The sequence below is a fragment of the Gracilibacillus alcaliphilus genome (assembly GCF_016909015.1).
GTDB classification, from domain to species: domain Bacteria; phylum Bacillota; class Bacilli; order Bacillales; family Amphibacillaceae; genus Gracilibacillus; species Gracilibacillus alcaliphilus.
Genome location: NZ_JAFBFA010000018.1, coordinates 1 through 25,044 on the forward strand (window position 1 = coordinate 1; position 25,044 = coordinate 25,044).

The following is a 25,044-nucleotide window of genomic DNA, read 5'->3' on the forward strand; positions in this document are numbered from 1 at the left end:
ACTCTCTATACTACCAAGGGGGATTCTTTTCTGTAAAATTGATTCTACGCTCATTTCCCCTCATATTTCTTCATTACAGGAATGCTTTCTATTGGTTATTCCAGCGTTACTAACTGGATGCAGTTTCGGAAAAAAAGAAGTGATTCTATGGAATCCCTTCACCGGTGCTGATGGGGATTATTTTAATGAAATGGTCGAAGAATATAATGCGATCGATGGACATGAGTATACAATAAAGAATATTGTTGTTCCTGATATGTATACAAAGATCTATACCGTAACCAACTCTGACAAGGATAAAGATGTACCAGACTTAGCTGTTATTCATGCAGAGCGGGTTCCATTATTTGTAGAACAAGGTTTATTGAATCCCATGGAAAATGTACTGAAAGATCAATCAAACATTAATGAAACTGCCTATTTGCCACAAACATGGGAAGCGGGGGATATTGACGGGGAAAGATACTCTGTTCCATTAGATATCCACTCTTCTGTTCTTTACTATAATAAAGATTTATTAGATCAATATGCACCTAATGCACTTGATGACGAAGTAATCACCATTGATGAAATCAATGAAATCACCGAAAAAGCAAAGGCGGATAATAAGATTACCTATCCTATCAATGTGGAAACATGGACTGCCTTGAGCTTGATGGTACAAAATGGTGGAGCTATTCATGATGGGGACATTCCTACCATCAATACACCGGAAATGAAAAAATCTTTAGAAACATTAAGAGGGTTTGTTGAATCTGGTGCAGCGCAAGAAGATGGAGACGATGCCAGTCAATTATTCCAATCTGGTGAATCTGTCTTTTTACAAGATGGCACTTGGTATGCAGGCGGTTTGAAGGACATGGATGATTTGAATTGGGGAGTTACCAACACACCAGCATATTCACCTGATAACATTATCAATTGGAGCTCTTCACACCAATTTGCCACGTTGAAGAAAGAACGGAAGGAAGAAATGGAGCAAGAAATCGGCCAATTTTTAGAATTCGTACGGGAAAAATCCATGTCATGGGCAGAATCCGGGCAAAATGCAGCAAGCTCCGATGTATATGAAAGTGCTGAATATCAAGATATGCCGCAGTCTTTTCTTATGGAAAATGATAAACAAAAAGAATCCATGGTTATCTTTGATTTTGTGAATTATGGTAATACCAGTGAAGCAATTGGCTCTGTTGCAAGAGATATTATTTATGGACGAATCGATATTGATGAAGGGTTAGTAAAAGCACAACAAACAGTTGATGACAAATTAAAGGAAGGAAACTAAGGGCATGGAGGGAATAGCAGAAAAACATGAACCAGATAAAACAACAGGGCTGGCTCCATCCAAAAAGAAAAAGAGTCTCAGCCATTTGGTGTATATCGGGCCGCATTTAATTCTATTCTTGATCTTTGGTATTCTGCCGCTGATTTATGGAATCTATGTTTCCTTTACCAGATGGGATTTAGTCGGACAGCCGGAGTGGGTAGGATTAGCTAATTATAAGGAAGTATTGTTCAATCAAAGTTCCACGTTTCATAGCCAATTTTTTAATGGGGTTAAAAATACACTTATTTTCGTAGTAATAAGTGTCCCGCTATTAATCATTATTCCGCTAATTATAGCATTAGCACTTAATACAAAAGTTAAAGCGGCTAGCCTGTTTCAATCTATCTTTTACATTCCGGGGTTATTTTCTATTTCCGCGGTAGCACTAATTTGGCTGCTTGTGTTTAATAAACGGCTTGGACCTATTAATAATATTCTCGGCTCTGATGCGAACTGGTTTACTTCCCAGCCGCACGCATGGCTGTTAATTCTTGTTGTTTCTGTATGGTGGGGAATTGGCGGAAATTTGGTCATTTATCGAGCGGCACTCAGCAGTATTTCCAAAGACATGTTTGAAGCAGCAGATATAGACGGGGCTGGATCCATCAAAAAATTCTTTTATATTACTATTCCGTCGATTAAATTTCCGATTCTCTATACGCTTGTTATGACAACACTTGCTAGTTTCAATATCTATGGACAGCCCGTTATGCTGACAAATGGCGGGCCTACGGAATCAACAACAGTAGCTATGATGTATATCCGAAACCTTGCCTTTGGAAGCGGACAATCAGTAGCCGGTGTCGCCTCCGCAATGGCTATGCTGCTAGGAATAATCATGGTTATTGTCTCTATTTTCCAATTTGTTGTATTAAGTAAAGATGATACCAAATAACAGCATAGTGAAGGATATGCGATTGCAAAGGAGGAAATCTAGTGAAAAAAGTAAGTATGTCTAAAACTATTTCCTATATTTTTCTTGTATTTATGACCTTGATATGGGTTGTCCCGCTACTATTTGGTGTTTTCACATCTTTCAAATCGGAAACAGAAATTAAAGGAGTGGGCTTTCAGTTACTGCCTGTCAATTGGACATTAAATCAGTATATAGATGTACTGGAAAACACCACAAATGCGCCTATCATTAGGTGGTTTATCAATTCTATGCTTATATCTGTTACACATACTATATTAGTCGTAGTGATCGTGTCTTTAGCAGCCTATGGGTATACACGTCTCCAATTTAAAGGGAGAAACTTGCTGTTTTGGACTTTATTATGTGCTTCCATGTTTCCAAGCGTTGTAAATATTATTCCTACTTATAAAATTGTGGATACGTTTGGATGGGTCAATACCATGTGGTCTTGTGTGGTCCCAGGATTAGGTGGGGTCGCACATATATTCCTTGTGAGGCAGTTTATGCTGGGTATCCCTAAAGAATATGATGAATCTGCCAAAATGGACGGTGCTAGCGATTTTTACATCTATTCTCGGATTATCCTGCCTTTAATTAAACCAATCTTAATTGTTGTCGCCTTATTTACTTTTACTGGTTCATGGAATGACTTTCTGTGGCCGACCATTGTCTTCAATGATGTAGAGGCTATGCCAATTACAGCTGGTTTGGAATTATTAAAGGGAATATACGGTGATTATCTGTTTATGGGACAATTGATGGCCTCTGCTTCTTTGGCTCTCATCCCAACATTTGTCATGTTCTTATTTGCCCAAAAATACTTTATTGAATCCTTATCATTATCTTCTGGAATTAAAGGATGATAGAATATGAAAAAGAAACATAAATTAGAAAGCGTTTTACTTCGATTGGGCTCTATCTGGAATATCATAACAGGCGCCATTACACTATTCTATTACAGCTCCTGGCTACAACAGAATGTGTTAATTGAGCCGGTCGCTGCTAATCCCAGCAGTTTATTTACCGATCGTTACTATTTTCAAAGTATCTATTTATTTGTGATTGGGTATGGACTGGTATTCATTTTGGTCGGAGCAATGAATTTCTTTTTATCTACCAGGCTTAAACAAGAGAAGATCCCTGTCAAACTCATCGTTTGGCTGTCTATTTGGGCTCTCATTTCATATTTAACAGTCGATGTGATTGGATTTGTCTTTTATTTTGCTACAGTCATTATTTTCATTGTTAAAAACATGGCGTTTAAAGTAGCAAAAAACCAATATCAATAATATGAAACAAGAGTCTGCACTAGATAAAACGAATAAAAACGCACAATAGAGGGGGAACACCAATGAAGAGAAATGAATACCCTAGGCCGCAATTTATGCGGGAACAATGGTTAAATTTGAATGGAGAGTGGGAATTTGATTTTGATGACCGGAATCAAGGAGAAACAGACAAGTGGTATACTAAGAACCATTCTCTATCGCGAAAAATAAATGTACCTTTTGCTTTTCAATCCGAATTAAGCGGGATTGGAGAAACAGGTTTTCACGATATCGTTTGGTATAAACGGGATATCCAAATTCCGAAAGAATGGCAAGGGAAATCGATTATTCTGCATTTTGGTGCTGTAGACTTTCATACAAAAGTATACGTTAATGAGATGTTTATCGGAGAACACATTGGTGGGAATACATCTTTCTCCTTTGATATCACTAACCATCTTTCTTGGGGAGAAACAGAGTACCTAACCGTTAGAGTGGAAGATCCATCAACAGATGAAACCATACCACGCGGTAAACAGTACTGGAAGGAAGACCCTCAAGCAATATGGTATACACGAACAACCGGTATTTGGCAGACTGTTTGGCTGGAGCCGGTGGCAGATAATTATATCAAGCAAGTGAAAATGACTCCTCTATTGGATAGCGGCGAAATTGCGATGGAATTTGACTTATCCAATGGCTGTATAGACAAACAGTTACAAGTAGATATATCCTATCAGGGCCAAAACATTGTGAATGATATCATTGTTGTGAAAGAAGATATGCTGAAAAGGAAATTCTATTTATTCCATAATGAAATAGATCGGAGTGAATTCCACGGGACCGGCTGGACTTGGAAACCGGAAACACCGAATCTATTTGATGTCTCTTTTACATTATCTGATAAGCAGAAGCAGCTGGACGCGGTGCAATCTTATTTCGGCATGAGGAAAGTACATGCCGAAAATGGCATGGTCTACCTTAATAACCGGCCATACTATCAGAAACTTGTCCTTGACCAGGGGTATTGGCCGTCAGGATTGTTGACAGCTCCAACAGATGAGGATTATATCAATGATATTTTAAAAGCAAAAGAGTTAGGCTTTAACGGATGTCGGAAGCATCAAAAGGTAGAAGACCCTCGTTTTCTATACTGGGCTGATAAATTGGGATTTATTGTGTGGGGTGAATGTGCCTCTCCTTCCGTGTATTCGAATAAAACAGTGGAATATGTAACAAAAGAATGGCTGGAAATCGTCGAACGTGATTACAATCATCCCTCTATCATTGTATGGACACCCATCAATGAAAGTTGGGGAGTTCCCGAAATTAGTGTGAATAGAACACAGCAGCATTTCTCTCAAGCTATCTATCATTTGATCCATTCTTTAGATCCCACTAGGTTGGTCATATCCAATGATGGATGGGAAATGACAGAAACAGATATTTGCGGTATCCATAGCTATGTACACGGCAATAAAGAGGAAGTGGAGAAATATCAGCATTTTGCAGCATCACTTTCAACAAAAGAGGATATTCTCGCCTCCGAACCAAATAGACGGCGCATTTATTGCAATAGCTTTACACATCAAGGGGAACCTATTATGCTGACAGAATTCGGTGGCATTGGTTTTAGTAAAGGTAACAGCAAGGGATGGGGTTATACTTCCGCAAAGGATGAAACGGAGTTTTTAGAGGATTATCAACGTGTGATCCAAGCAATCTATCAATCCAATGCTATTATGGGATTCTGTTACACTCAATTTACTGATGTGGAACAAGAACAAAATGGCTTATTAACCTATGATCGTCAATATAAATGCGATCCGGAAAAGGTAAAAATGATTAACGATCAATGGCACCCTGACACGATCGACAAACGGCAATTTTCTGCTAGTGAATAAAAGCACCTGTAAAAAGGATCAAAAAGGAGACCTGTTATCGTCTCCTTTTTGTTAGCATGCATTTATCCTTCTATTGCCCTGTGCCAAGCTTGAAAAAAATCTTTTACTGTCGCATATCTCTTTGGCCTATTTATTTCTACAACTATACTGGCAGCCTGAGAACGGTCCATTTTACCACCTAGCCATTCTGCCGTCTCCTCCCTTTCTTTTAACGTCCTGCGAACAAAAGCGAGGCGTCATATTCTCAAAACATCTACCGATTATTTACTTGGTGTGACTGATACACCAAAGCCGGTAATCAACTACTCTGTAACGGAAAAATTATCATTAAATCTGTCGGAAATACAAGTAGTGCAGGAAATGAAGAAATCACTGCTTGGGGAAATTTGTGATCAACCCGAAGAAACGTAAAACGCCTAGAACGATGCTGGGATTTTGTTGAAGGCGAGAAATAAGTGAAACCCTAGAGAAATTTTCTAGGGTTTTTTATTGGATTAATCGACAGCAAATGTTAAACGATCCATAATAATAAGTTCTGAATATTTCACACGAACTTCCCAGTAAATAAACTAAAACTTCACGATATTCCCACAAATTCAGTATTTTCTGCACTTTTCCTTCAGCAAAATCCCAAAACCTCAGCACGAAATCCAGTTTTTACACTTATCTCCCCAAATACATCCACATGCACGCTGTTGTCCATTATTCTATGCTTAACTCACCGCGGAATAAACGATAAGCGCTTATCTCTCAGGAGCCAAGCATATGCAGTATGAACAAACACTTGCAGAACATGAACGAATGATTTATCATCTGATTCACAAATACCAAATCCGTGATCAGGAAGGAGAATTTTATCAAGAAGGACTGATTGCCCTCTGGCATGCTTTGAAGTCACATGATCCAGCCAAATCGAAATTCTCAACCTATGCCTACAGCTGTATCTCTCGACGTTTTATAAACAAAATGAAAAAGGAAAACAGGGAACGAGAACAAATACAGCGCCTGCAGGAACAAGCATCGATCGATGACTTAATCACAGAAGATGAACATGTTTTTGATCCCGTCTTTTTTCAAGCTATACAACGCACCTTATCCCCCAAACAATGGTGGTGGTTTATCGGCTATATCTGTCGCGACCAGTCCGTCAAAGAGATTGCTGCCCAGCACCAAGTTACAGAGAATGCCGTAAAGAACTGGGGTAAACATGCCCGGCCGAAACTTCAACAACTGGTGCAGACACAATGGAGTGACGGAGGTGCATTGTCATGACTGTTTCATTAGACACACTGCTGGAGCGATCCAACCGAAATATGGGGACAGACATAGAGCCAGCCGTCAAACAAGCAGGCCTTGAAGTTATTCGCCGTGCCTATGCAGAAGGAATTTTTGCACAGATAACGGAAGGTTACCGCAATAACAGCCGCCAACAAGCCCTATATGATCAAGGACGAACAACACCAGGTAATATTGTTACCCATGCACGTGCAGGGCAGTCCTACCATAATTACGGTTTAGCAATAGATTATGTACTTGTCAGCCGAGACGGCAAGAAGGCAGTCTGGGAAGTGTCGAAGGATTGGCGTCGTGTGGCTAGCATTGCAAAAGGATTAGGCTTTGAATGGGGCGGAGATTGGAAAGGATTTAAAGATTACCCCCATCTGCAAATGACTGGTGGGCTGACACTGGCTCAGCTCCAAGCCGGTAAGAGACCTTTCTTTTCGCATAAACCTAAACCAGCTGGCACAGGGAAAAATGATGTAATAGCAATGATCCAACAAACTCTAAATGACCGTTATGCCTTTCATATCAAGGTAGATAACCAATTTGGTCCAGAGACAAGCAAGGCTCTTCTGAAAGCCTATCAAACCGAATTAAACCAACAATTCGAGGCTGGATTAGCAGTGGATGGTATCTGGGGAGCAAAAACACAAGCTGCTTCTGTTACCGTTCGACAAGGGGCAAAAGGACAGCTTACTTGGATATTGCAGGCACTGCTCTATGCCAAAGGCTATGACCCACAAGGCATCGACGGTATCTTTGGCAAAAGGACAACTGCTCAAGTGCGTGCGTTTCAGAAGGATCATCATTTAAGTGTAGATGGACTAGCGGGAAAACAGACTTTTCGAAGCTTATTTCAAGGTTAAAAAAGTAAAAGAATTCTAAGATGATAAGCTCCCTTTAAGGCTAATTTGCCTAAGGGGAGTTTTTATATCTAGAAGATGTACACCGAGAATTTGCCCTAAACTTTTCATCAAAACCTCTTTATTCACCAGATTAGGGGGAACTCTTTCTTCTGAAGCTGCGAATAGATTGTCCGCTGCCATCATTCCCATTCTTGGATGAAAATCTAAAAATAATTCAACAATCGCTTACCGAAAACCAAACCAATTCGCTAAATTTGGAAGTTGGCAGCGGACTGGGGCTGCTTAATACTCATCAAAGAATCCAGCTGGCCTATGGAAACCGCTACAGAATGAAGATAGATAGCAAATATAAAGAAAGGACAACTATTTCATTAAGTATTCCTTGGGAAAATGATGATGGGGAGCAGGCTGTAGGATAGATGAGCCCCCATTACCTGCTTCTCTTATTTGATCACACTGTGAAAACACTCGATATATGGATTGATTTATACAGGTGATAAATCACAACACACTTCAGCAAAGGTCACCTGAAGGATTGTTTCAGCTGGGAAGGAAGTACAATAACCAAAAGGGGATTTAATCAATTTTTGTTCAACGAGATCTTCTAAAGATAGGAAATATCTGCTCTCTATAGCACTAAGAATGGCTATTCACAGGAACCCAACCTTTTATGACAGCTCCGCCTTCTGGATGGTTTTCTGCTATTAGTTCTCCACCATGCTGTCTCATAATTCGCTGCGAAATAGTTAAGCCTAACCCTGCTCCTCCGGTTGAGCGATTTCTCGATGCTTCCCCGCGATAAAGTGGTTCAAATATTCGTTGTAAATCTGCTGCAGAAAAACCTGCTCCTGTGTCTTGTATAGTAAAGCTTACTTTACGGCCCTCTCTATGAAAGTTGATCAAAATCTTACCATTACGGGGTGTATGTCTTACTGCATTATCGATTAAATTACTAATGGCTCGCTCTAATAGATAGAGATCACCCGTGACAGTACAATCACTTGCTGGATTTTCCAACATGATAGAGATACCCTTTTGCTGAGCCTGCGGACTTAAGCTGTCCATGGCTTTGTTGAATACAAGGTTCAGGTCTATCACATCTTCGTTCCGCTCGATTGCTTGATACTCTGTCTTCGCAAACGTGAAGAGTTCTTCTACGAGGCGATTCAACTGTGCTGATTTCTCCTTACAAACTGCCAAATACTTTGCCTGTTTTTCAGGCGAATCTGCAATACCTTGCTCTAAACCGTCTAAGTAACCTCGTAAGGCAAATAACGGTGTCCGCAAATCATGTGCGACTGCAGTGATGACAAAACGACGCTCCTCTTCCAATTCAGCCTGTTTCTGAAAAGACTTTCTGAGGCTATCTACCATCACATGAAATCCGTCATGGACTTCAGCAATTTCTGAAATCTTGGATGATGGTATTTCCGTATCCAAATCACCTGCTGCAATCTGACGTGCACTCAAGCTCATCTTCTCAAGAGGAATCAGAATATATCGTCTCATGATATGAGCAACTATAACAAAGGCTGTTAATAAGCCTATCATTCCCGATACTATTTGCGTCATTTTTGAACCGGTCGCCATGCTAAGATCAAGTGACCTTGTTTCCAGAAAGTGTCCTGCCACATAAAACACCCATGGCAAAGTAAGGATAATTAATAAACTAAGCAGGGTAAATTTACGAATACGAATGGTTTTCATTTGATTCTCCTTCAAAACGATAGCCAACACCCCATACGTTAATGATAAATTGCGGATGATTAGGGTCTGCTTCCAATTTCTCTCTCAACCGGCTTAGATGAACCCGAACCGTATGTTTATCACCAATGCCCTGCCAAAACTTTTCTAGTAATTGATCATATGTAAAAACAAATTTGGGATGGGAGGCGAAAAATTGCAGCAAATCATATTCTTTCGGCGTAAGGAAGATGTGCCGGCCATCTACAAATACTTCTCTTGTTGACAAATCCAATGAGAGACGGCCATAATCCAGGACCTTCCTCTTTAATTCCTGCTGAGAACTGGACCGTCTCAAGACAGCCTTCACCCTTGCAACAATCTCACCTGGTGAAGCGGTTTTGACAATATAATCATCTCCTCCAAGTGCCAAGCCGCGAATTTTGTCTACATCCTCACTTAATGCACTCAAGAAAAGGATCGGTATGCTGCTCTCACTTCGAATCTGCCGGCATAACTCAAAACCATTCTGTCCAGGCATCATGATGTCGAGGATCATACAATCAATCAGCTCTTGTTTCAAGACAGCCAGTGCTTGTGCAGCATTATCTGCCGTTACTACCTGAAAATTGTCGTTCTCTAAGAAATCCCTTAATAATTCTACAATGCTTTGATCATCATCTACAACTAGAACCGTAGCTTCTTTCCGCACATAAATTCCGCCTTTCTTCAGGTAATTCACGCTACAACCATCATTAAAATTTGACTTTAGTTTACCATTTTTTCGATAAAGATAAAGCTTTAAGATCGATTGTGATGATTTTGTGATTGTTTTATAGCTTTTTTTGAGACATATAAAGATTATGCTGGCACGGTGGAACAATCTTTTCACACTTAACTACCGAAAATGGAGGTAATAGGCATGCATATCCAAATCGTGTTGTTTGATGGCTTTGATTTATTAGATGCTATCGCACCTTATGAAGTGTTTACTGCTGCAGCGATGTACTCAAATAAGGACATTACCGTTAAACTTGTTTCTGCAGAAGGAGAACGATTAGTGACAAGCGGCGTCAATCAGTTACCGATTCAAGCGAATGGGAAACTTGACTTAAGCAGTAAAGGAATCATTCTAGTGCCAGGAGCAGCTGGTTCTGTTCATGATGATGGACCTGAATCCATACCCGTTAGATTACAACAAGCAGCAGCAACAGATCTAAGTTATTTACTAAGCGCAGCTATGAAGAAATCAGATATATTGCTTTCCACCGTTTGTGGCGGTTCCCTCCTTTTAGCAATGTGCGATCTCTTAGAAGACCGGCACGCGGTTACCCATCACATGGGAATGGGGCTGTTAAGCGCTACAAAAGCTATTCCTATTCCTGCCCGAGTTGTAGATGATGGGGATATTGTTACTGGAGGCGGTGTTACTTCAGGGCTTGATGTTGCTCTGTACCTAGTCGAACGGGAATTAGGACCCCGTATCGCACATGCGGTCGAGCAGTTGTTTGAATATGAACGCAGAGGAACAGTTTGGAAAGCAGCAGGAAATATACCAAAAGAGCCGCCCCAAGTAAAACAAGAAGAAGCAACAGATGATAATACCCTCACCAAACCTGACAGAGGCAGTAGTTTTCATGGAAAATGGGATACCGCCATTTCCACTCCAATCGAAAAACTCTCTGTATTATTCAATTTAAGAGAGAAAGATGGACAGATATCAGGAACAGCACAGCAAGGAGCGGAGACGGTTACTTTGGACAATCCCGTATTAGAAGGAAATCAATTAAAATGGGGCATGAAAATAACTAAACCGATGCGGCTCCATCTAACATTCTCCGTTTCTGTAGATGGAAACAAGATGATTGGTGAAGCAAAAGCTGGCATGTTGCCCGCCTCCAAATTAGTTGGCCAGCGAATTTCACCAAATGGAACGGAGTGATCAGAGTGTATTTCTATCTTGTATTTATTCATGTGGTCAGTGCTTTATTTTTGGGCTGTTTTCTTGCCTTCCCGTTAGCGATGAATAGATTATTTTCTCTGGAAAGTAAAGAATTAATCATCAGCCTTAAGACCATTTTAAGCTTTACTCGAGCGGGACATTATGCGCTCGTTCTGTTAATGATTTCTGGAATCTGGATGACTATTGGATATACCTCTTACCCTTCTCTCTTATGGGTAGGAATTTCCATCTTGATCCTTATTCTGATCGGTGCCCTAATTGGAATGGTGCATAAACAGATCAAACAGATTATGTTTACTGCGGATTCGGCAAAAGAGTTATCCAAAAACAGACGGCAGCTAACACGATATGGTTGGATGACCTTCTTTGCGATATTAATCGCTATCTTTATCATGACCAATCGCAGTTTGTTTTAATAAATAGGATCGGGGGATGGCAAGTAAATGAAACGAAATATAGGTATCGTGATTTTAGTTATTTCAATACTGTGGATTCTTCACACATTTTCAAAGAATTTTATAACAGATCCTTCATTCGAGAGCTTTATTGCTAGAAAGGATCAAATACTGACCGATAAAAACTTATGGATTTCCCTGATTCGAAACCATATCGTACTTGCGCTGATTTCTCTTATTACCGGTCCCCTAGGGATCATCAAGGCCATTCGCAGCAAATCAAAAACTTTTCACCGCTGGAATGGCAGATTATATATGTTGTCGATTGTTTTAAATTTCATACCCGGAATTTATGTTTCTTTTTTTGCAACGGGTGGATTACTTAGTACAATTGGGTTTCTGATATTAAATTCATTATGGCTGGTGACAACTCTGCTTGGGTTTTACTATATTAGAAGACGCAACGTTAAGCTGCATAGTCAATGGATTACTCGAAGTTTCTTTCTGTCCTTTGCCAATATAGCTATTTATATCATAACGGCTATTTCACATCATCTAATGAAGGTTGCTTATGAGCATTCCTATATCATAGCTGTTTGGTTGAGTTGGATGCTTACTTTAATAGCGGCAGAGTTCATGATTAGGAAAAGAATGTTTGTTTAGAGTGCTTTTAAATGAAAACCTATTTGCTATGTAAACTGAACATATAAATGCGCTGCTAAAACATGCTGTAATCAGGAACAGCATATATGAGAAATCCCCGGTACTTATTTCGAGAATACGTATCGGGGATTTCTTTATATAATTTGCTATTTATCGCTTACCATATGATTGCTTCCGTGTACCAAAGTTACATAATCATTAAATATACTTTAAATTAATACCTGTTAAATCCAGCTCCAATGGCTCCTCGTTATAATTTGAGTCTGCCAATGTGATGGTTAAAGAGACAACCTCATTTGCATTCACAGAAAATGATCCAATTTCGTTTTCTACCAGTTGCTTACCTGTAACCATTTTAACCTCACTGCCAAGTTCAATCTGATATTTCACTTCGTCATTTAATACGCTGCCTTGTACATCCACTACTACACGTCCAGCTTCTTCTGTCACAATATATGCCGTTTTACGTATGGTTGTTTCTCTGAGTGTATTGTAATTTCCACGATCGGCAAAACCATATCCTGTGTAAATGTCCGCTAAATCAATGCTCCATCCACCATCTTTGCCTGCCTCAACCGTTTTTTCCGGAATTATTCGTAATTCCTCTGCCAATTTGACCTTGATAACGGTTTGGATATCATCAATCGGCTGATCTGGACACTTTACCACAAGCTGATTATTTTCCAAGCTCCATTTCAAGGGATTAGTAGAGCCATCTTCTACTACTTGTATAACATCTGTTGCCAGTCCGGGCAGTCTTACCATTCCATCCTTTGGTTTATTAATCACATGAAGATATAAATCATCCCCATTCAGGGTTACTTCTCCCCAAGACTGTCCGCCAAATTTGGTGGCTGAAGCTCCTAAAATGGCTTCCGGATGCCGGTTCAACCATTCACCTATTTTCATTAGGACATCTTGTTCGAACGATACCACAGATCCATCGCCTCGTGGACCAATATTTAATAAATAATTGCCCCCGCGAGCACGGACACTAGTTAATCCGATAACTAAATCACGCACTTTCCCAGAAAAGTCATTACGCTCTTGCCATTTACGATAACCCCATGTTTCATGGTAGATCGATGCTGGTGTTTGCCATGGAGCGTCCAAGGTATTTAATGGAACTTGGTTATCTGCCAAGGTCCGAAAATCACCTTTGTTATTCCAAATCCTGCTATTAACAGCGGCTCCTGGTTGAAGTTCGTGAACAATACTAGAAAATTTAATACTTTGTTCTAACGTCGGACTAGACATATCAAACCATACTTCTGCAATCGGTCCGTAATTGGTCATTAATTCACGTAATTGCTGTTCAATCAGGGGCTCCATCGATACTGGAATCTGATTATTATTGTTGTCATCAAATGCATGCCCCTGGTGCCAATCCACAAGGGAAAAATAAACACCGAATTTCAGGCCTTGTTTATGGCATTCTTCCGCTAGTAACTTAAGCGGGTCTTTGCCATATGGCGTCTGTTTTACAATATTATAATCTGTGGTATCGGTATCAAACATAGCAAAGCCATCATGATGTTTACTTGTAATCACTATGTAATTCATACCCGTATCTTTTGCCAATTGGCAGATCGCCTTTGGATCGAATGCCTCTGCTGCAAATTGTTTGGCCGCTTCCAAATACTCTGTTTCGGGAATTCTATCCCACATTTGAATTTGTTCACTGTAGCCAATTTTTACAGGCTGTCCATTTCGTTCGCCTCCAAATGCAGAATAAAGCCCCCAATGAATAAACATACCAAATTGCAGACGCTGCCATGATGCGAGCGCTTCCCCTGTATTCAGCTCGATTTCTCCACCAATACCTTTAAGCTTATTTGTTTTTGTCAAATCCATCACCTTTTCTCTTGTAATCTATTTCACTGTAATGATATCAACCAATCCACAACAAGCATAACATTTTCTAATGCACATGGCGATGAATTTTTCTGGAGTACTTATTTCGTTTCACTTACTACCAATACACGACTGATTCAATAATTATTACCGGTAACAATTATTGAATTAACAACCAAAATGACCTATATCAGTATATCAAATTGTTCAAGGAAATTATTCTTTTGTTAAAAAACCCCTTTTTTACGGTGTAATTTCGCTATGAATTTTATCTTGATGTCGAATCTTGAAATGAAGAAATCACTGCTTGAAAGGATTAGTACTAAACCTGAAGAAAATGTGAAACGCATAGAGCAGTTTTGGGACTTTATAGAGAATGATGATAAGTAAGACCCCTAGAGGAGTTATTCCGCTGGGGTCTTGTTTGGTTGGAATAGAATTAATTTAATCTGTTAGTTATTGTGAGTATAGCCTTCAAAAATGAGGAAAGGGTGCTCCGAGATAAGACATTCTTGTGCTGATTTATAAACTTAACTGTACTCCCGTTCGTTCTAGAAGTTTCTTGTTCTACTAATTCATCTTGTTTACTTTTTAATAGTAAGTAGTACGGTGCTTCACTCTCGTCTAGCTAAGTCCTTCCATTGGTTATCCATATTATCTTATAGTTTTTCTATCCATCACTCTTTACCAATTTTTTATACATTAAATTATCATTGTTATCAGGCCAAGCCTGCCTAAAAACCAATCAAGCTGTGTCTACCAATTATTCATGCCGTTTATAACGTACAGGCAAGCTTTCACGATATTCCTTAGGCGTCATCGCCGTTATCTTCTTAAAGAACCTCGTAAAGGAGTGTGCTGTATGATATCCCACTTGCAAACTGACCTCTCTCACCTTTAATTCTGGGTTTTGTAACAATTCTTTTGCTTTCCTAATTCTGCAAGTATCAATATACTCCGATAAATTAATGCCCTTCTCTCTTTTAAAAAGATGCGATAAATAGGATGGATTAAAATAATGAATCTCAGCCAGCCGGGCTAATGATAAATCTTCACTCAAATGAGTTTCAATATAGCTGCTCACACGATCAATAATTTTGGCTGCTCGGTCACGGTTATCCATGCTCTTCATCTGAAATATATCTCTTGCGATTTTCTCTAAGTATTGAAAACCATCATTGGTAGATGGATGTTGATCTATTCGGAATAAATTCTTTTGCTCAATCATGCGATTATGCCAGCCATTAAGTGTTAAATAAGAATGCAAGACAAGTGCTAATAAATAGTAAGTATCCACAACTTGCTGGTAATTCCTTTGATCAATGGCTTGTAATATTTCATGAAACTCAGCAAAAAAATTCTCTTTGCGTCCTGCTTCAAGATGTGCCATCAATATATCCATTTTCTGATTAGAAACAGCATTGCCTTTTAGTCCTGTATCTGCTTGTTCTCTCTTAATAATCGATATACCATTCTTTAGTTTCAGCTGCTGTGTTTGCCGTAACTTCTCATATTTCTCAGAAACATTCTCCCACTCAATAAAGGACGCACTAATTGAAAATTGTAATGATAGGCCTAAAGATTTTAAACACTCTTCCTGAATTAATTCTAAAACCTCTTCTAAAGGAGTATCTAAAGTAAACATGTCATCCTGAAGCGGTTGAATAAACCAAACTATATCACCGTAACGATCGATTATGCCTAAGCTCTGTATTCGTGTCTCAAGATGATGATTCCAAATAGCACGTACGGAAGATAGTAGATGCTGCTTTTTGGTATAAGTATTACTCGGCACCCTGTCTATTCGAGTCAGAATCAAATAAACAGAATCTAGCGGATCTAATGGAATGTTTAATTGAAGAAACTCTTTCTTAAAGGAAGTAGATGGATGACATACCTCTTTGCTTTTTTCTAATAATCCGTTCAAAAAATCACTTTGCAGCACTCCTTCATAAGCAATTCTTTGTTCCTCTGTCTGCTCTTTTAAACGTTTGTCCAATTGATCCTGTTTCATTTCATTGATCACTTCGGTAACTGTCTCTGTTACTTTCTCATAACCTTCTGCCTTCAGAATATACCTTACTTGATCTAATTGTATTGCCTGATAAACAAATTCAAAGTTACTATGGCCTGTTAAAAACACAACACGACAGTCTGGCCAAAAGTCTAGAATCCTTTCCACTAGCTGTAAGCCATTTAAACCTGGCATGGATATATCCGTAAGCACGATATCAATCCGTGTTTCTTCCATTTTTTCTAAGGCTTCCTCTCCCGAATAGGCTTTACAGACATCAAGCTGCTCTGGCATAAGACCACGAAACACATCATACAGAGCCTCAGTAATGATTTCTTCATCATCCACTACAAGCAGTCTAAACATCCTTTTCCTCCTCCTCTAGTATTAAACGGATGGTCACCTTTAATCCATTTAATTTACTTTTTGATAAGAATAAGCCGCTGCCTTTTCGATAAGTGAGCACGATTCTGCGATGAATATTCATTAGTGCGGAAAGTTCTTGCTGGGTTTGAATGTTGTGTATTTGCTGAGTTAGCTTTTCTATCTCTTTGTTTGTTATCGATTGCCCATTATCCTCTACCGTAATAAGTACCTCGTTTTCGCTTGATTGTACACTTACTCTCAAAAACCCTTTTTGCCTCATTTTTTCCAGACTGTATTTATAAGCATTCTCAATAATCGGCTGAACAATCAGCTTCGGTACCATAATTTGCTCCATGTCATTCTGTAATTCATCGAATTGCACTTTAATCCGTCTAGAAAAACGCATATTTTGAATTTCTGTGTACATACGAGCATGACTCATCTCTTCTATTAATGGCACTAAATAATCTTCACTTCGTGTTATAAATTTATAATATTCTCCTAGCATTTTTGTGAAATCTTCTATTTTTTCTGTATTTTCTGTTTTGGCTAACGAATTAATAATAAAAAAACTATTATATAAAAAATGCGGATTGATTTGAGATTGTAATTGTTTAAGCTCTGCCTTCTGAACCATCATGGTTTGTTTATAGTTTTTATCTATTAATGTTTTTAATTTTTCCAGCATGCTGTTGTAACGGTTGTAAATAAAGCCAAACTCGTCCGTTTTTTTATGCTCGATTTTTTGGTCGAAATGCCCATTTTCCATTCGTTTAAATCCATCTACTAAAACTAGTAATGGCTTATGTACATGGCGATAAGTAAAATAGGCAAAGAAGCTAAGCGCTAAAATGGTAATTATACTAAACACCCATACCCAATTCTTGAAGTGTCTCAGCGGTTTCTTGACCATAGCTTCGGGTAAATAGCTGATTAAATATAAATTCCGGCTTTCTGAATATACTTCGTCAAAATGATAATTAACCTGATCAATTTCAATTACTCCATGTGAACCATTTCTTTGTTGTTCATATGCTTGCATGATAGTATCAGAAGCACCTGATGAGCTCCATAGCAGCTGCCGGTCTCCATTCAATAAGAACGATTCATTTTGCTCATACATTTTTAACGCGTCTAGTGACTCTCTCAAACTAGCTTGATCTAATTCCGTTTGAATAGAATAAGCTGGTTCACCATCGATATATTTATTCATAATGTTTGAATTAAGCTGTAAAGAAGCATCCTCTTCTTTACTCAGGTATGAATATAACTCACCAACCTTTAATTGGTTCATTTTATATTTGTTGATCTCAAAATCATTTACTCCAGTAAGTGCAGAGATAGATTTGGAAATAGACGGTATATGAATATATATATTATGAATATGGGCACTCGTACTTTTAAGTGAAATTAAACGATTAGTTATATAAAACATGTTTATCTTTTTTTCAACCCCGTCCATTCTGTCCCATGTTAAAGCAACTTTACCTAATTCATCAGCATTTAATAAATCATATTGCTGACTTTCAATCCACTCTATTTCACGGTCAAGATCATTTAAATAGGCTTTCATTTGTGAGGAAGCATGTCTTGAGATTTCTTCACTGGCATTATTATAACTCCACATATATAAATACAAACCCAACAATACAATTGGTAAAATAACAATATGGTACATCACTAGCAATCGTACAAACAATTGTTTTTTAATAAAATGCACAGGACTATTTTCCATTTTAATCCTCCGATATTTCTTATCAAAACAGATACCACGCTTATCTATATAAATTGAAGTAATCATTTTGTCCTTTCTATTTTTCACTATAGCCACTGTCTACATTACTCACGTGCTTGTTGATTAACTTCCTCTGTCAATTTATCTCCGCCAAGCCGATACCAGTCTTCTATAAATTCGTCAAACCGAGAAAGCGAGTGGCCTAATATGATGTCTTGAAACACTCCTAATTGCAGATTATATAACATAGGCATCAATTCAATCGCTTTATCAGAAGACACACTGACAAACTCATCATACATAATTTGCTCATTTTGAATGTATTGGTCCAATATCGAAAAAGCCCCTTCTTTCCCATAAGTTAAATACCAGCCTCTGCCGCTTTCTTCATTCTCAAGTAAATAACGATTAATTTTGTCATAAATTGCTTTCGCTTCTCCCGTTAACTCCGAGGTCTCATTACCATATCCAAATTTTTCAATATCTAAAAAGGCATGATAATTTTTGAGCGGCGGAAAAATGGTAATCGGTGATAATTGCCAGACAGGGTATGGCGTACTATAATACTCTTCATATTCTGCTGTGTCGCCCCAATTTTTTTCTAAATGAAGGTTAATCATTTTTAAAATCGCTTCAGGATATTCATAGTCATGTCTTACCACCCAAAAATAATGGGTTCTGTTATTGATAGGTACACGGGCTGGCGATTGATCGTTAGATACTATCGGAAACGCTTTCCAATTTGCGTTAGGATCATCTGAAAAAGCAAAGGATGCCCATTGTTCACCATACAGCATGCCTATCTCTCCATTACTAATCTGTTCTTCTAATTGTCGGCCATCTTTAAAAATAAACTCTGGATCAATATAGCCTTTTTGATACATATCCTGTAAAACCTGAAGTGCTTCCTTCACTTCCGGTTGAATTCCACCATAAACAAGCTCACCATTTTCATCCTTTATCCACATGTTAGGAAAGGCATTATAGCCGGCCATAAACCCCTCTAATCCCATTATTGGATCCCATAAAAATTTGGAAAAGGCTAAACCATAGGTATCATTCTTTCCATTTTGGTTAGGGTCATCATTTGTAAACCTTTTCGAAATTTCTACTACTTCAGCCATGTTTTCCGGGGGGCTTAGCCCCAATGTTTCAAGCCAATCTGTCCTTATCCATAAGTACTCTGCCTTTTCAGTTGATGATTCAAGATCAGGTATACCCATTAGCTGATTATTGATGGTAACAGCTTCAAAGGGGTTAGACCCTTCTTCCTCAAAAACACTCTTCGTAAATGATGTTGCATATGTCTGATAGACTTCTGTTAAATCTTGAATCAGCCCTGCATTATATAGCATTCTAAACTGTTGTATATTCACACGCATTACATCAGGTAAGTCACCTGACATGAGATCAGAAGCAAATTTTTTATCATATACCGAATCCTCCACCAGCCATTTATATTTCACATTAATACCTAGAACATCATGATACAGCCTGCTCCAGCGGTTATCTGTGACTGACTCGTCTGGATACTGCTCTATTAAATCCTTTAAATGACTGCCTACTCCTCTGACAAAATAGAGGTCCACCTCCTGATCAAATTCTCTTAAACCGATTTCTTGATATGTTTCAACCTCTTTGGGAACATGATTCATTAACTCCATATCGCTATCTGTTACTTTGTCACATCCAATTAGTGCACAGAGGCAAATGAATAAACTAATTATACGTATCCTTCTATTGATCTGTTGTTTTTTCATTTGATTCACCCCTCCACCAAATATAATCATGCGCCTGTTTCTCTTAAAGAGGATGTTCAACACCAACATGTCTTAACAGGCACCACTATCCTTGAAAACTGTAGTCGCCCTCCTGATTGGGTTCATCCGTGTGAATCATTAGATTCTACACGGATGAACCAAGTGCAACCTCTAAGACAGAATTTTCGTGTAAAAAGCTTATCCATAACTTTTACGCTTTCCTATCGTGCAAAAAAGGATGAAGACGATACCTCACCCTTTCATAACCTGTTTATTGCTTATAGTTATTGATATTTTTCATAATGAAAGTAAAAGAAATCTGCATGTCCGCCTGTTTGTACTGTTGCATAATTAAATAATCCAATTCTACAGCCCATAAAATGGTCTAGTGTATATTTTAATTGCCAGCTCTCACCAAGCCTGATCCAATCTTCCCCATCTTTGGCATAATAAAAACGAACCGTATCCCGTTTATCAACAAAATCAAAGTCAGCCTTCAGATGAATTTGTTGGCCTTGGAAAGGATCTGAGGCTAAATTTTCTTCTATGTCTGTATCTCCTCGTCCTGACAACGTCACTCTTTTTTCACCCTCTTCAGTTAGTTCTATACCAATAGCAGCAAAATTATGTTGTAAAGCAACTAAACCGGCTTTATCCCCTGCCAACATTGCTGATGTATCTATTCGAGTTATCACTCGGCAGCGCGGTCCCTCTGTACGTTGTGTTAAGGTATTAGGAGCATGCTCCACATTGTTTACTAACACACCTGTTTTAAGGCGCAAGCAGCCTTTTCTTTCTGTTAATGACCATAAATGGTTATGTGGATTATGATTCCATTGCCACTGTAACTTCAGCGTATCTTCATTCCCATTAAAATCATCACTGATCACTATTGGTTGTGATGTGTTCTCGGGAAGTTCGATTGTAAACTCCTTTGGAACCTGACCTCTCATACCAAAAACCGGCCACCCTTGCTCAGACCAATTCACAGGAACAAGAATAGGAACTCTTCCAACAGCACCGTGATCTTGAAATAATAAAGCGTACCATTCACCATTCATTGTATCCACAATCCCGCCTTGTGCCACACCATGATTAAAGAAACCTAGATCATCATCAAGGACAACCTTTGACTCATAAGGACCAAACAATTCTTTCGAACGATAACAGACCTGTCTTCTTCGTCTATTACCCGTTTTCGGCCATTCAATAAAGAATAAATAGTAATAATTATTCATTTTATAGGCATGACAGCCTTCTGCTCGAAGTCCCATACCTTCCTTTTCTGTCTCAAGAAGCACTTGATTAACGCCATCTACTTTTACAGCTGCTGCATCTGCAGTGAGTTCCTTGATGAATATTTTTCCATTTCCATATATGATAAACACTCGGTTCTCATCAAATAGCAGACTAGGATCATGATGCAATCCATCAAAAATATGCTTCTCCCAATTTCCAGACTCTATATCATCGGTTATAAAAAGATAAAATTGATTCGTATCATTAGCAGAAAAACAGAGATAAAACTTCCCATTATGATAACGTAAGCTTGACGCCCAGGCTCCTTGTCCGTATATATGTTGTCCATTGCGCAAATGATGAGCATCGTTTGATTCTAATTGATCAAAAACATAACCGATAATCTCCCAATCTCTTAAATTATTAGATTTCATAATAGGACAGCCAGGCATAGAGTGCATACTTGTGCTTGACATATAATAAACGGATCCAACCCGTATAATAGACATATCCGGTATATCAGCCCAAATAATCGGATTTTTAATTGTAATCGGATTCATTAATTTCCTCCTCTGCCTTGCTGCATACACAAATCTGCTAGCTCCCAATAGGATCTCTTTGGCTGATGATATTGATCAAACAGGAAAGGCCAGTTTTTTCTCCCTCTTACTGGGAAATTATCAAGCCATGTATAATCGTCTGCTCCACCCCAAAATGTAACAGAAGTAATGTAATTTCGATACTCTTTAAAAAGAGAAAAAATATCTTTGTAACGCTTTGCTTGTAATGCAAGCATTTCTTCAGTAGGTTCTTTTAAATCTGTTCTTTTATCATCGTGTGTAAATACGGAAAGATCTAATTCGGTTATATGCAATTCTAAACCAAGGCTTGCATATTTCTCAATTGCTGCTCGAATCCAGTCAATTTCTGGAGTCTGAATGTTCCAATGTCCTTGTAAGCCAATACCGTGAATAGGTACACCATCATTCAAAAGTGATTGTACCAGATGATAAATTTTATCCCTTTTTTCTGGGATTACCTCATTGTAATCATTATAAAATAATGCTGCATTCGGTTCAACAGCGTGCGCCAATCGAAAAGCTTCGGCAATAAAATCATCACCAACGATCTCCAGCCACTTGGAAGGGCGCAAAAATTCATTTTCTTTATCAGAAATCGCTTCATTTACAACATCCCATGCATATATTTGCCCTTTATATCTCTGCATCACGGTCTTAATATGTGTTTGCATCCTTTCTAGCAGTTGCTGCCTGCTGATTTCGCTGCCATCTTGATTTTGAAAAATCCAGTCTGTCGTTTGATTATGCCAAATTAAGGTATGACCTCGTACTCCAAGATTATTATTTTTGGCAAACTCTACTATTTGGTCTGCTTTTTCAAATGTATATTCATTTTCTTCTGGATGCACCCTCTCGAACTTCATTTCGTTTTCTGCCGTTATACTATTAAAATGGTGTGTTAGAAGGTCCCTCTGCTTTTGAATAGTCAATGGTGATACAGCTGCCCCGATTAAAAAATCATCTGCGAATAATTCTGCAATGCTTTTATGATCAATAATCTTTGTCTTACTCATAAAATCCTCCTCTTTACATTCATTGATTTTACACGCTATTTATCCGTATGAATTACCTTCCAAAAAGCGGGTTTAGGCTGATGCTGCTGATCAAATAATAAGGGCGCGTTTGTCCTGTTCACTGGAAAATGATGCAGCCATGTATGATCATCAGCTATTCCCCAGAAGACTACCGCACTTATTTTATCTTGATGTTCTTTAAAAGCCTTAAACAATTCTTGGTACCTCTGTGCTTGTGTTTCTAAAAGATAATCTGGAACGTCTGTACCAAAATCTGATTCATCCCCCCATGGATAAATGCTCATATCAAGCTCTGTTATTATATTATCTAATCCTAACTCATTAAATCTCTTAATGGATGTAATAATCGACGGAATAGATGGACCATGAATATCGATATGTGTTTGATGTCCAATTCCATCGATAGGTACCTGCTTATCTAACAAACCCTTCACCAGTTCATAGATAAGCTCGCGTTTCTTTGGATTATCCGTACCATAATCATTCAAATAAAGCTTAATATCCGGTCCTCCCGCTTCACGAGCTGTTAAAAATGCTGTTTCAATATAGTCAATACCAGTAATCTGGTACCATTCACTCGCTCTCATCCCGTCTGTACCCTCAGGTTCAACCACCTCATTTACAATATCCCATGATTTAATATCGTCTTTATATCTCTCCACAATAGCCCGAATATGGCTCTCTAAACGTGACAATAATAATTGCTTATTTTGTTCGCGTTTCACTTCGTCTGTTTCATTTACCATTTGATTCCCTGCTTCATCTAAAAAGAACCAATCACCAACCTGATTGTGCCATACTAACGTATGGAATCTAATCTCCATATTATTTTCTTTAGCAAATTGAACGATTCTATCAGCTGGTTCCCAGTTGAACTGGCCTTCTGCTGGCTGGATTATCTCTGGTTTCATCACATTCTCAGCTACCAGCATATTCACATGCTTTTTTAATAGTTCAACTGTTGGATCGCTAGTCTGAAATGGCTCAATCGCAGCACCAACAGGGAAATATTGAGAATAGGCTTCAGCGAGAGAAGGAATAGTATCTGCCTGCAGCTCAGCTTCAGCCTGTTCATCCTTTGTTTCTTCGCTCTCTGCTGTCATCGCTTCTTCCACATTGTCATCTGAATAATTACTGCAGCCAACTAATACAATAGAAAGGAAGCACAAGATATTTATTATTTTCAGCCACACAAGCAGACAACACCTCCATTCCGCCTTTGCAATCTTTCAAATGTTATCCTACAATACCCGAACGTTCTACACTTTGAACAAAATAGCGCTGGACAAACAAATAAATAATAATTAATGGTAAGATCGATAATAGAATGCCGGTATCCTGTACCATACTTAAATAAAATGGATCCGTATTGGCAGAATCACCATGGTCTAAATGCATCGATAAATTATATGGCAACGAAGACAGTTGTGTAGCCATCACATTACTAGATGTTAGATATGTCGTTGTATAGAAACTATCATTCCATTGCCACACAAAAGAGAACAGAACTACTGTCACTATTGCAGGAAAAGCATTCGGTAGCATAATACGGAAGAATGTCTTACCAACACCTGCTCCATCAATATATGCCGCTTCTTCAATGGCTTTAGGTATTCCTCTAAAAAACTGTGTAAAGATAAAGATATATAACCCTGCCTTTAAAGAATTTGCTGTCATCGACGTTAAAATAAAAGGCCAGTAGGAGTCTAACAAATTAACTGTATCACCAGTGAATAAGGGAATAATCCCCAGCATGCTAAATTCCCTTAGATTCATATACATTGGAATTAAAATAGTTGTCGGCGGGACAAGTATAGTTAATATGACTCCTGCAAATAATAGTTTACTTCCCTTAGATTTTAATAGACGGGCAAATGCATAACCCGCCAAGGCGCAAGAAGCTGTAGTTAAGACTGTTGTAACACTTGCTAATAAGAATGTATTCCATAGTGTTTCCCAATAGTTCATGATCGATATGGCATTTTTGAAGTTCTCGAGTGTGTATGTTTCAGGAATCCAAACTACAATAGGTGAATATAAATCACTAGGATGTTTAATGGCAGTCGATATTTTTTGAATAATCGGATACAGAATCACAAACGACAAACCAGCAATTAGCACAAACCTTATCAAAGACCACAGCCATTTCTTGATATTTTCTAATGTCAATAATCGGATAACATTCAATCTATCCT

The 25,044-nt window shown here is 38.5% G+C and carries 21 protein-coding genes; 11 read left to right on the forward strand and 10 right to left on the reverse strand.

The genetic code is table 11. From position 1 onward, the window contains the following. The 8 genes from JOD18_RS13380 to JOD18_RS13415 all read left to right on the forward strand — a co-directional run. Positions 1 to 1,285: extracellular solute-binding protein (locus JOD18_RS13380; protein WP_204669549.1), on the forward strand; the 1,285-nt coding region annotated here is incomplete at its 5' end. A 4-nt stretch (positions 1,286 to 1,289) separates the two neighbouring features. After that, positions 1,290 to 2,222: a carbohydrate ABC transporter permease gene (locus JOD18_RS13385; protein ID WP_204669550.1), complete on the forward strand. Its 933-nt coding sequence runs from the start codon at positions 1,290 to 1,292 to the stop codon at positions 2,220 to 2,222. A 41-nt stretch (positions 2,223 to 2,263) separates the two neighbouring features. Then, positions 2,264 to 3,106 (forward strand): carbohydrate ABC transporter permease, encoded by an 843-nt coding sequence (locus JOD18_RS13390; protein WP_338029542.1) that lies wholly within the window; start codon positions 2,264 to 2,266, stop codon positions 3,104 to 3,106. A gap of 6 nt (positions 3,107 to 3,112) precedes the next feature. After that, complete coding sequence (locus tag JOD18_RS13395) at positions 3,113 to 3,532, forward strand: hypothetical protein (RefSeq protein ID WP_204669551.1); 420 nt, start codon at positions 3,113 to 3,115, stop codon at positions 3,530 to 3,532. Between the two features lie 62 nt (positions 3,533 to 3,594). After that, on the forward strand, positions 3,595 to 5,415 hold the full coding sequence (locus JOD18_RS13400) for a glycoside hydrolase family 2 protein (RefSeq protein ID WP_204669552.1): 1,821 nt from the start codon (positions 3,595 to 3,597) through the stop codon (positions 5,413 to 5,415). Positions 5,416 to 6,180: 765 nt separating this feature from the next. Then, complete coding sequence (locus JOD18_RS13405; RefSeq protein ID WP_204669553.1) at positions 6,181 to 6,687, forward strand: sigma-70 family RNA polymerase sigma factor; 507 nt, start codon at positions 6,181 to 6,183, stop codon at positions 6,685 to 6,687. Further along, positions 6,684 to 7,562: a peptidoglycan-binding protein gene (locus JOD18_RS24620; RefSeq protein ID WP_204669554.1), complete on the forward strand. Its 879-nt coding sequence runs from the start codon at positions 6,684 to 6,686 to the stop codon at positions 7,560 to 7,562. Before JOD18_RS13405 ends, JOD18_RS24620 begins: the two co-directional genes overlap by 4 nt. Before the next feature lie 191 nt (positions 7,563 to 7,753). After that, the gene (locus JOD18_RS13415) at positions 7,754 to 7,981 is read left to right on the forward strand and encodes a sensor histidine kinase (RefSeq protein ID WP_204669555.1); all 228 of its coding nucleotides are present in this window, start codon (positions 7,754 to 7,756) and stop codon (positions 7,979 to 7,981) included. A 217-nt stretch (positions 7,982 to 8,198) separates the two neighbouring features. On the opposite strand, the gene JOD18_RS13420 is transcribed toward JOD18_RS13415, so the two are convergent. Further along, positions 8,199 to 9,269, reverse strand: coding sequence for a sensor histidine kinase (locus JOD18_RS13420; RefSeq protein ID WP_204669556.1), 1,071 nt, complete (start codon positions 9,267 to 9,269; stop codon positions 8,199 to 8,201). Beyond that, entirely contained in the window at positions 9,247 to 9,957 is a 711-nt protein-coding gene (locus JOD18_RS13425) for a response regulator (RefSeq protein ID WP_204669557.1), read from the reverse strand. The genes JOD18_RS13420 and JOD18_RS13425 overlap by 23 nt, the downstream gene beginning before the upstream one ends. Positions 9,958 to 10,167: 210 nt before the next feature. Between JOD18_RS13425 and JOD18_RS13430 the strand changes: the two genes are divergently transcribed. Genes JOD18_RS13430 through JOD18_RS13440 form a run of 3 tightly spaced genes read left to right on the forward strand, consistent with a single transcriptional unit; the run spans position 10,168 to position 12,266 of the window. Continuing rightward, complete coding sequence (locus tag JOD18_RS13430) at positions 10,168 to 11,187, forward strand: DJ-1/PfpI family protein (RefSeq protein ID WP_204669558.1); 1,020 nt, start codon at positions 10,168 to 10,170, stop codon at positions 11,185 to 11,187. Positions 11,188 to 11,192: 5 nt separating this feature from the next. Next, positions 11,193 to 11,624, forward strand: a complete 432-nt coding sequence (locus JOD18_RS13435; RefSeq protein WP_204669559.1) for a hypothetical protein — start codon at positions 11,193 to 11,195, stop codon at positions 11,622 to 11,624. Positions 11,625 to 11,651: 27 nt separating this feature from the next. After that, complete coding sequence (locus JOD18_RS13440) at positions 11,652 to 12,266, forward strand: DUF2306 domain-containing protein (RefSeq protein ID WP_204669560.1); 615 nt, start codon at positions 11,652 to 11,654, stop codon at positions 12,264 to 12,266. A gap of 198 nt (positions 12,267 to 12,464) precedes the next feature. On the opposite strand, the gene JOD18_RS13445 is transcribed toward JOD18_RS13440, so the two are convergent. From JOD18_RS13445 to JOD18_RS13480, 8 genes are all read right to left on the reverse strand, one after another. After that, positions 12,465 to 14,120: an alpha-L-fucosidase gene (locus JOD18_RS13445; protein WP_204669561.1), complete on the reverse strand. Its 1,656-nt coding sequence runs from the start codon at positions 14,118 to 14,120 to the stop codon at positions 12,465 to 12,467. A gap of 763 nt (positions 14,121 to 14,883) precedes the next feature. Beyond that, entirely contained in the window at positions 14,884 to 16,500 is a 1,617-nt protein-coding gene (locus JOD18_RS13450; protein WP_204669562.1) for a response regulator, read from the reverse strand. Next, positions 16,493 to 18,235 carry a sensor histidine kinase gene (locus tag JOD18_RS13455; RefSeq protein WP_204669563.1) on the reverse strand — a complete coding sequence of 581 codons (1,743 nt, stop codon included), beginning with the start codon at positions 18,233 to 18,235 and terminating at the stop codon, positions 16,493 to 16,495. The genes JOD18_RS13450 and JOD18_RS13455 overlap by 8 nt, the downstream gene beginning before the upstream one ends. A gap of 104 nt (positions 18,236 to 18,339) precedes the next feature. Then, entirely contained in the window at positions 18,340 to 19,995 is a 1,656-nt protein-coding gene (locus tag JOD18_RS13460) for an extracellular solute-binding protein (protein WP_204669564.1), read from the reverse strand. Between the two features lie 284 nt (positions 19,996 to 20,279). Next, complete coding sequence (locus tag JOD18_RS13465) at positions 20,280 to 21,794, reverse strand: glycoside hydrolase family 43 protein (RefSeq protein ID WP_204669565.1); 1,515 nt, start codon at positions 21,792 to 21,794, stop codon at positions 20,280 to 20,282. After that, the gene (locus JOD18_RS13470) at positions 21,794 to 22,828 is read right to left on the reverse strand and encodes an endo-1,4-beta-xylanase (protein ID WP_204669566.1); all 1,035 of its coding nucleotides are present in this window, start codon (positions 22,826 to 22,828) and stop codon (positions 21,794 to 21,796) included. Before JOD18_RS13470 ends, JOD18_RS13465 begins: the two co-directional genes overlap by 1 nt. Positions 22,829 to 22,863: 35 nt before the next feature. Continuing rightward, positions 22,864 to 24,042: an endo-1,4-beta-xylanase gene (locus JOD18_RS13475; protein WP_338029543.1), complete on the reverse strand. Its 1,179-nt coding sequence runs from the start codon at positions 24,040 to 24,042 to the stop codon at positions 22,864 to 22,866. 43 nt (positions 24,043 to 24,085) lie between these two features. Then, positions 24,086 to 25,036 carry a carbohydrate ABC transporter permease gene (locus JOD18_RS13480; protein WP_204669567.1) on the reverse strand — a complete coding sequence of 317 codons (951 nt, stop codon included), beginning with the start codon at positions 25,034 to 25,036 and terminating at the stop codon, positions 24,086 to 24,088. Positions 25,037 to 25,044: the final 8 nt, after the last annotated feature.